This window comes from Chthoniobacter flavus Ellin428, from assembly GCF_000173075.1.
Lineage (GTDB): Bacteria > Verrucomicrobiota > Verrucomicrobiia > Chthoniobacterales > Chthoniobacteraceae > Chthoniobacter > Chthoniobacter flavus.
This window is the reverse complement of record NZ_ABVL01000055.1, coordinates 1-7003: the sequence shown is the minus strand read 5'-3', so window position 1 is coordinate 7003 and position 7003 is coordinate 1. Positions and strand designations below refer to the sequence as shown.

10 protein-coding genes are annotated in these 7003 nt (G+C 60.3%); 5 read left to right on the top strand and 5 right to left on the bottom strand.

Features of this window, described 5'->3' with window-relative positions; genetic code table 11:
• Nucleotides 1-135 precede the first annotated feature (135 nt).
• The 3 genes from CFE428DRAFT_RS32450 to smpB all read left to right on the top strand — a co-directional run bounded on the left by CFE428DRAFT_RS32450 (nucleotide 136) and on the right by smpB (nucleotide 1604).
• Complete coding sequence (locus tag CFE428DRAFT_RS32450; RefSeq protein ID WP_006983996.1) at nucleotides 136-771, top strand: UPF0236 family transposase-like protein; 636 nt, start codon at nucleotides 136-138, stop codon at nucleotides 769-771.
• Nucleotides 772-893: 122 nt separating this feature from the next.
• Entirely contained in the window at nucleotides 894-1115 is a 222-nt protein-coding gene (locus tag CFE428DRAFT_RS32445) for a DNA-directed RNA polymerase subunit omega (RefSeq protein WP_006983995.1), read from the top strand.
• A gap of 27 nt (nucleotides 1116-1142) precedes the next feature.
• Complete coding sequence (gene smpB, locus CFE428DRAFT_RS32440) at nucleotides 1143-1604, top strand: SsrA-binding protein SmpB (protein WP_006983994.1); 462 nt, start codon at nucleotides 1143-1145, stop codon at nucleotides 1602-1604.
• A gap of 61 nt (nucleotides 1605-1665) precedes the next feature.
• Here smpB and moaA read toward each other — a convergent pair whose 3' ends face one another.
• Nucleotides 1666-2679, bottom strand: a complete 1014-nt coding sequence (moaA, locus tag CFE428DRAFT_RS32435) for a GTP 3',8-cyclase MoaA (RefSeq protein WP_006983993.1) — start codon at nucleotides 2677-2679, stop codon at nucleotides 1666-1668.
• Nucleotides 2680-2803: 124 nt separating this feature from the next.
• Complete coding sequence (locus CFE428DRAFT_RS32430) at nucleotides 2804-3703, bottom strand: LysR family transcriptional regulator (RefSeq protein WP_006983992.1); 900 nt, start codon at nucleotides 3701-3703, stop codon at nucleotides 2804-2806.
• Nucleotides 3704-3846: 143 nt separating this feature from the next.
• Here CFE428DRAFT_RS32430 and CFE428DRAFT_RS32425 point away from each other — a divergent pair, with 143 nt between their 5' ends.
• Nucleotides 3847-4215, top strand: a complete 369-nt coding sequence (locus CFE428DRAFT_RS32425; RefSeq protein WP_131990208.1) for an HPF/RaiA family ribosome-associated protein — start codon at nucleotides 3847-3849, stop codon at nucleotides 4213-4215.
• Entirely contained in the window at nucleotides 4212-4685 is a 474-nt protein-coding gene (locus CFE428DRAFT_RS32420) for a YkvA family protein (protein ID WP_006983990.1), read from the top strand. Before CFE428DRAFT_RS32425 ends, CFE428DRAFT_RS32420 begins: the two co-directional genes overlap by 4 nt.
• Before the next feature lie 280 nt (nucleotides 4686-4965).
• On the opposite strand, the gene CFE428DRAFT_RS32415 is transcribed toward CFE428DRAFT_RS32420, so the two are convergent.
• The 3 genes from CFE428DRAFT_RS32415 to CFE428DRAFT_RS32405 form a co-directional block, all read right to left on the bottom strand.
• Entirely contained in the window at nucleotides 4966-5346 is a 381-nt protein-coding gene (locus CFE428DRAFT_RS32415; protein WP_006983989.1) for an RNA recognition motif domain-containing protein, read from the bottom strand.
• Between the two features lie 215 nt (nucleotides 5347-5561).
• Nucleotides 5562-5780 carry a translation initiation factor IF-1 gene (gene infA, locus CFE428DRAFT_RS32410; protein ID WP_006983988.1) on the bottom strand — a complete coding sequence of 73 codons (219 nt, stop codon included), beginning with the start codon at nucleotides 5778-5780 and terminating at the stop codon, nucleotides 5562-5564.
• A 475-nt stretch (nucleotides 5781-6255) separates the two neighbouring features.
• Nucleotides 6256-6843 carry an IS1634 family transposase gene (locus CFE428DRAFT_RS32405; RefSeq protein WP_042726293.1) on the bottom strand — a complete coding sequence of 196 codons (588 nt, stop codon included), beginning with the start codon at nucleotides 6841-6843 and terminating at the stop codon, nucleotides 6256-6258.
• Nucleotides 6844-7003 lie beyond the last annotated feature (160 nt).

The following is a 7003-nucleotide window of genomic DNA, read 5'->3' as shown; positions in this document are numbered from 1 at the left end:
TCACTATCGCGAGAACTTCCGTGTGCTGCCCAAGACGGGGCCGGAGTATATCGTAGCGCAGGCTGATGGGACCATGATCTGCACGGTGCTGAGGGACGCAAACGCACCCAAGCACGTCCGCGTGAATGGAAGGAAATGCGCCTGAGCGCAGCGCGAGCCCATGGTCGTGTCGACACGACGTATGCGGCGGGATTCCTGACGGTGGAGGAAACCGGACGGCGCTGGGGACATTGTGCGCGTGACGCCGGCTGGTCGCTGAATGCCCGGCTGCATGTGGTGGCCGATGGTGCGGACTGGATCCGTCGGCAATGCCAGGAGGCGTTTGGTGATCAAGCCGAGCTGCTCATCGACTTCTTTCACGTCAGTGAATATCTGGCCGCGGCCGCCGAATCCTGCCGCCCCCAGGCCCCGCGGAGGTGGCTGCATACCCAGCAGCAGCGGTTGCGCCGGGGTGCGGCGGACAAGGTGCTCGCGTCTTTGGCCGCCGACCTCGAGCCGGCCACCGTCCCAGACGAGGAAGCTCCGGTGCGGAGCGCTCATGGCTATCTCTCCAGGCGCCGGCCATACCTCGATTACCCGAAAGCGCTGGCTCGCGAACTACCGATCGGCTCAGGCTTGATCGAGTCCGGACACAAACACGTCCTGCAAGCTCGCCTCAAAAAGCCGGGCAGCGCTTGGTTGTCCCACAACGCGCATGCTCTCGCCCAACTGCGCATCATCCGCGCCAACCAACTATGGGAATCCTTCTGGCAGGACCGCAAAGCTCCCTGATCACCGGCACCACTTTCAATCACACCCCGATATAAGATTTTCTAAATCTTCCCGTTGACAAATCGCGGTTCGATGGCAATCTCTGCTCCCTTTTCTCGCGAACCGTGTCGCACCGATTTTCTATGACCAGCTCCCTTCTTGAAGAAGCCTTTAAAGTGATTCCCAGCCAGCAGTTGCTCGTCAATGTGGTTTCCAAGCGCGTACGGCAACTTACGGCCGGGCATCGCCCGATGGTCGAGACGGGCCCGCGCATGGGCTTCTCGGATATCGCGCTCAAGGAAATCATCGAAGGCAAGCTCAAGTTCGAGGCTGCCACGGCGGAGTCTGAGGACGGCAAAAATTAAGCCCCGCGTCAGCGGGACGCGCCACCCATGAGCGCGGAAATTTCCGTCAACCGCAAGGCATTGCGGGACTATCATATCCTCGAGCGATTCGAGGCGGGCCTCGAGCTCAAGGGCACCGAGGTGAAATCGATTCGCCTGGGCCTGGCCAATATCAACAACGCTTTCGCGCGGGTCGAAAACGGGCAGGCGTATGTCTACGATATCGATATCCAGCCGTACGTCCGTGCGAGCTTCGAGCAGCATGAGTCGAAGCGCATTCGACGGTTGCTGCTGCACAAGCAGGAGATCGACCGGCTGTTCGGCCAGACGCAGATCAAGGGCCACACGCTCGTTGCCCTGCGGCTTTATTGGAAAGATGCGCGGGTGAAGATCGAGATCGCCGTGGGCAAAGGCAAGGAGGCTGGGGACAAGCGCCAGGATCTCAAGGCCAAGGCGACCAAACGGGAGACCGATCGCGAGGTGGCGCGCTTCAACAAAAAGCACGCGTAGGGTGGCGGGAGACGCCTTACTTATCGGTGTCATCCTGAGGTGACATCGGGGAGAGGGCACTCTACCCCCCGAGCAACGACATCTCAGCCTTCGGCTGCGTGGCGGTCTCGCTCGAGCGGATTTCCGAATAACGATCCTTGCGCTGACGCCAGACTGAACTGATCAACGCAGCGATCTCCTTGTCGCCCGCGCCGGTGCGCAACGGTGTCCGCAAGTCGACGCCCGTGCTGGCGAACAGACAGGTGAAAAGCCGACCATCGGCCGATAGACGTGCCCGGGTGCAATCGCCGCAGAAAGGCTGGGTTACCGATGAAATCACACCGATCTCCCCGTCGCCGTCGCGATAGCGATACCGGCGGGCGACTTCGCCGCGATAGTTCGCGGTCATAGGTTCCAGCGGAAGGGCCGCGCTGATCCGCGCGACGATTTCTGCCGCGGGTACCACGTCCGCCATGTGCCAGCCGTTGGTGTTGCCTACGTCCATGTATTCGATGAAGCGCAGAATGGAATCCGGTCCACGGAAATGCCGGGCCATGGGGACGATCTGGGCCTCGTTCACGCCGCGCTTCACCACCATGTTGATCTTGATCGGCGCGAAGCCGGCCTCGCGTGCGGCCTCGATCCCGCGCAATACGCGATGCACCGGAAAGCTAACGTCGTTCATCGCGCGGAAAGTCACGTCGTCGAGCGCATCGACGCTCACGGTGAGCCGTTGCAGGCCGGCGTTGCGCAGGTTTCGCGCTTCCTCGACCAATCGCGAGCCATTGGTCGTCAGCGTGAGATCATGCACCCCGCGAATCGCCGCCAATTCCGAGACGAGGCGATGCAATTCACGCCGCAGGGTGGGCTCGCCGCCGGTGAGCCGGAGTTTCTCGGCGCCCAGTTCCACGAAGATCCGCGCCAGGCGGGCGATCTCTTCGAAGGTCAGCACTTCCTCCTTCGGGAGAAAGTCGTATCCGTGGCCGAAGACCTCCTTGGGCATGCAGTAGGTGCAGCGAAAATTGCAGCGGTCCGTCACCGAAATGCGCAGATCGCGCAACGGGCGTTGCAATTGGTCGAGGAGAGTGGAGGTCACGAGGGGAAGTTACGGTGTCTGTCCAGAGCCGACAAGTGATGAGCAACGGAGGGACGCGCTCTTGCGCGTTCCCTAATTTAAAGAAGGGGGGAAATCAGGGAACACGCAGGAGCGCGTCCCTCCGTTAAGCAAACAGCCGGAACTGCGCGTGCTCGGTAATGGCCAGCACCGCGGGATGCTTCAACTTACGCTCCGCGGTGATCGCATAGAAATGCCCGGTGCAATCCGTCGCGCGACCGATCTTTTTCCAGCCATAATGCTTCACCGAGGGGGCGACGATGACCGTGTAGACGGGGATGAATCCCAGCCCATCCTCCGCCGCGCGGTGCATCAGCGCGGTGTCTTCAAATTCCGCGACGATCTGGGGCCGGATGCGTTGTGACTCGAACCAGCTCTCCAGGGCCATGCGAAAGGCGGTATTCTCGGTGGGCAACAGCGCGGGCGCGCCATCCAGCGATTGGGGAAAGTTGCGGCGCAGTCGGGCGGCCAGGGCTGGGGGTGCGCAGAAGGTCACGTCACTGGCGCCGAGGGGGTGATGGAATGTCTTGAACTTCAAGCCGCTGGGCGCGGGTTCATCGGCGAGGACAATGTCGAGCCGGTGCGCCGCCAGTTGGCCGAGCAAGGTATCGATCTTTTCCTCGCGGCAGATGGCCTGGACCACGGGGTGCAGGTGCAGCACAGGACGAATGATTTCGTAGGCGATGGACTTGGGTACCGAGTCGGTCACCCCAATGCTGAAGCGCGCCGGGCGTGTGCCGGGACGATAGTGCAGCGCGCCCATCATCTCCCGCCCGAGCGAAAAGATTTCCTCCGCGTAGCCCATGGCCACATGACCGGTCTCGGTGAGCACTTTGGTGCGGCCGCTGGGGCGGAAGAGCTTTTCCCCGAGGGCATTTTCCAGCGCGCTGATCTGCGCGGAGATCGAGGGCTGGGAGACGTGCAGCTTCTCGGAAGCCTTCCGCAGGCTGCCTTCCCTGGCCACGGTCCAGAAATAGAAGAGGTGATGGTAGTTCAGCCAGTCCATGGGAAGGGGATGAGGAGCTGGTGGAAGACTATTCCAAAAAAGCGAAGAGTTGCAGCGATATTTTGTATTAGTGGAAATGCCGCACCCGAGGGAAACTCAGGAAGCAGCCAGCAAGCTGCTCATTTGAACCAATCGATAATCCCATGATGAAAGTAATCGTCCGACAGTCAGGAATTGCTGCCCGTAAGTGGATGGATTCCACGGTGAAGAAGCAGATGCTCGCCTTGAGCCCACTGCGACAGATCGACGAAGCGAACGTGCAGATCGCGCGGGAGCCCCATGCAAGCCCGCCCTTCCGGGTGCGTGTGCATCTCGTCACGCCAGGGCCGGATATTTCCGCCGAGGCGCGCGATCACACCTTTGCGGCCGCCCTGGGCAAGGTCATCAAACGCGTGACCGAAGAGATCCGCAACCGCGCGGCTAAACGCCAGGCCCGCCGGCGGTCGGGCGCCCAACGCCTGCTGCCTCAGCACCAGGCAGCCAACCACGGAAGCAACGTCTCTTTCGCATGAATCATACGACTATCATTGAAAGTGGAACCGGCGCCGCCGTCCTCGGCAGTTGCCTGCAATTTGTCCCCGAGGAAGGCATCAACTTTGAAAGATTCGTCGAGGAGGGCGGCCGCCTCATCGCGCTGGAAGGCCGGCGCGACCTGGGTGCGACCGAGCCCGAGCTGCGGACGAAGATCGAGAGCCTGCGCGAGGCGCACCCGCGGCTGGCGCGGCAATTGGAGTTCTTCGACAAGCTCCTCGTCTGGGATACGGGCCGGTTGCCGGAGAAGACGCGGAGTGAAATCCTCTTCGCGCTCCTTTACGCGATAGCCGAGGTCGATCTCGTGCCGGATGTCTTCCCCGAAGTAGGTTACACCGATGATGCGTTGGTCTGCGAAGTCGTCTTGAGGCGACACGCGACCGCCCTCCACGAATTCTGCGCCGCCTCGGGTATCGACTGGGCGGCGGTGAGCGCGGAGATCAGCGCGTAGCGCACGGAGAGGCGATCGCGGAATGACTTGGGAGGATTAGGAGGAATAGGAAGAATAGGAAGAATAGGAAGAATAGGAGTGATGGGAATCCCATTTCTCCTATCACTCCTAGGCTTCCTATTCTTCCTATCCGCCGACGGAGCTGCCAAAAAGAAAAACGCCCCGGCCGTGAGGCCGGGGCGTTTAAAAGTAATGTTGTATCGGTCCCGTTTAGGCGGGATTGGCCGTCTTTCTTGAGAAAGCGTCCGACGCTCATCGAGCGCCGCTACAACCTCTCTGCTTAGTACCGGCGCTGGTAGCCACCGCGGTCACCACGGTCGCCGCCGCGATCGCCACGGCCACCGCCGCCGCCGCCGCCGCCACCGCCGAAGGAACGACGTCCGCCGCCGCCACCGCCGCCGCCGCTGCGTTCTTCACGCGGGCGAGCTTCGTTAACGGTGAGGGGACGGCCCTGCAGGGTCTTGCCATGGAAGATGCTGATCGCTTTCTGCGCTTCGTCCGGCGTGGCCATGGTCACGAAGGCAAAGCCGCGGCTGCGGCCAGTGAATTTATCCTGCATGAGCGCGACTTCCTGCACGGTGCCGGCTTCGGCAAAGGCATCCTGCAGATCGACTTCGGTGGTATCGAAGGAAAGATTTCCGACGTAGAGTTTGTTTGACATGATGGGTATTGGTTTCTTTTTCGCAAGTGCGGACCTCGGTGGCTGTTTCCGATTATCGGATTTCAAAACTGCCACTGAAAGTCCGCGGAGGGAATCCGCATCACGAAACAACTAGCAATCTACCAAACCTCAATGAGGTTCCGAACTTGTGTATGTTGCCGCGCAGTAGAGACGAAAAAGGCGGGCAAAGCAAGTAAATATATGAAATTTTGAGTCTACCCGAGACGGTAGACGATGCGCGCCTTATTGAGGTCGTACGGCGACATTTCGAGCTTCACGCGGTCGCCATTGGTGAGGCGGATAAAGCGTTTGCGCATCTTGCCCGAGATGTGGGCGAGCACGCTGTGTTTGTTACTGAGCTCGACGCGGAACATCGTGCCTGCGAGCACGGAAGTGATTTTGCCTTCGGTTTCAATTACATCGTCAACAGCCATATCGAGAGACACTGCGGGCGCCGTATGGGGGTGGCGCAAAGGGAGCGGACAACGCGGCTCCAAGGGTTTACGAACAGCTTTCGGAGAAGCACTCCAGGTCGGCATTTGCCGGTGAAGGGTGTGGAGCATCGCCCAGCGGGCGCGGAAAGCAAGCGCTGTTCTCGGGAACCTGCGTAATAATTCTGTGGCGAAAGGAAGGGGAAAATGCAGAGACGCAGCGCGACGGAGCCGCAACCAAAGAATTTTTAAACGCAGAGGCCGCAGAGGCGCAGAGAAGAAGTGTCGAGGGGCTGGTGGAGTAAAAAACCGCGAATGGACGCCAATGGACGCGAATCGGAAACCCATTCATCGTCCTCCTCTATTCGCGCTCATTGGCGTCCATTTGCGGTTAAAAATCTACGCAGACTGCGGGCATTTTAGCCCAAGTTCGACAGTTACGAAGTTAGTTGGGTTGATTTTGAAGGGCTTACGTTGATTAAAGGTGGTTTTTCTCCACTACATTTTCGATGATTTTCGGACGCGTGGGCAGTTTCAGGCCCAAATGAGCCAGCAGATCGGCGGCTAGCGGTTCGGGTTTGCTGACCAGGCGCAGCCGGGTTTCGCCGCGGTCACGGACGTTGAACAAGAGGTCCATGGAATGAATGGTGCCGAGTTCCTGCACCACTTGCCGAGCGGTGTCTCCCATGGCCTTGGCTTTGAGCCAGAGTTCCAAGGTGCGCCACATGACCAGCGCCAGGAAGCAGACCAGGATGTGGGCCTGCACCCGATCTTCTTTTTGATGAAAGACTGGGCGCAGTCCCAAGTCGCTCTTGCTGGTCCGAAAGGCGTCTTCGACTTCCGTCAGTTGGATATACCAGCGCCAAAGCTGGCAGGGGTCTTCTTCGGTGCAGTTGGTGCGCAGCAGATAGGCGCCATGGGCGGCTTGCGCCCATTCGGTTTTGCTCGGGTCTTCGCTGACGCGCAGTCCGACCGCGCGGCCTTTTCCCACGAGCACTTCGACTGCGAAGAGCTTTTCGGCGGCGGTATTGCGCCCAAGCCATTTGCCGATGCGCCGTTCGATCACCCGGGGTGACTTGGCCCGGCTTTTTGCGCAACGCGGCATCGATCTGCGCGAGCTTCTTGCGCAGCCGCTCTTGTTGCCCGCGCAGCATGGCCTTTTCCTTTTCACTTCCGGGCGCGGCTGCGGCAGAGGCCATAGCGTTCGCCACCTTCTTGATCGGGAT

What these genes read in the sequence shown, in the direction of transcription:
- CFE428DRAFT_RS32450 (WP_006983996.1), top strand. Translation starts at nt 136, where the DNA reads ATGCGCCTGAGCGCAGCGCGAGCCCATGGTCGTGTCGACACGACGTAT.
- CFE428DRAFT_RS32445 (WP_006983995.1), top strand. Translation starts at nt 894, where the DNA reads ATGACCAGCTCCCTTCTTGAAGAAGCCTTTAAAGTGATTCCCAGCCAG.
- smpB (WP_006983994.1), top strand. Translation starts at nt 1,143, where the DNA reads ATGAGCGCGGAAATTTCCGTCAACCGCAAGGCATTGCGGGACTATCAT.
- CFE428DRAFT_RS32430 (WP_006983992.1), bottom strand. Translation starts at nt 3,703, where the DNA reads ATGGACTGGCTGAACTACCATCACCTCTTCTATTTCTGGACCGTGGCC.
- CFE428DRAFT_RS32425 (WP_131990208.1), top strand. Translation starts at nt 3,847, where the DNA reads ATGATGAAAGTAATCGTCCGACAGTCAGGAATTGCTGCCCGTAAGTGG.
- CFE428DRAFT_RS32420 (WP_006983990.1), top strand. Translation starts at nt 4,212, where the DNA reads ATGAATCATACGACTATCATTGAAAGTGGAACCGGCGCCGCCGTCCTC.
- CFE428DRAFT_RS32415 (WP_006983989.1), bottom strand. Translation starts at nt 5,346, where the DNA reads ATGTCAAACAAACTCTACGTCGGAAATCTTTCCTTCGATACCACCGAA.
- infA (WP_006983988.1), bottom strand. Translation starts at nt 5,780, where the DNA reads ATGGCTGTTGACGATGTAATTGAAACCGAAGGCAAAATCACTTCCGTG.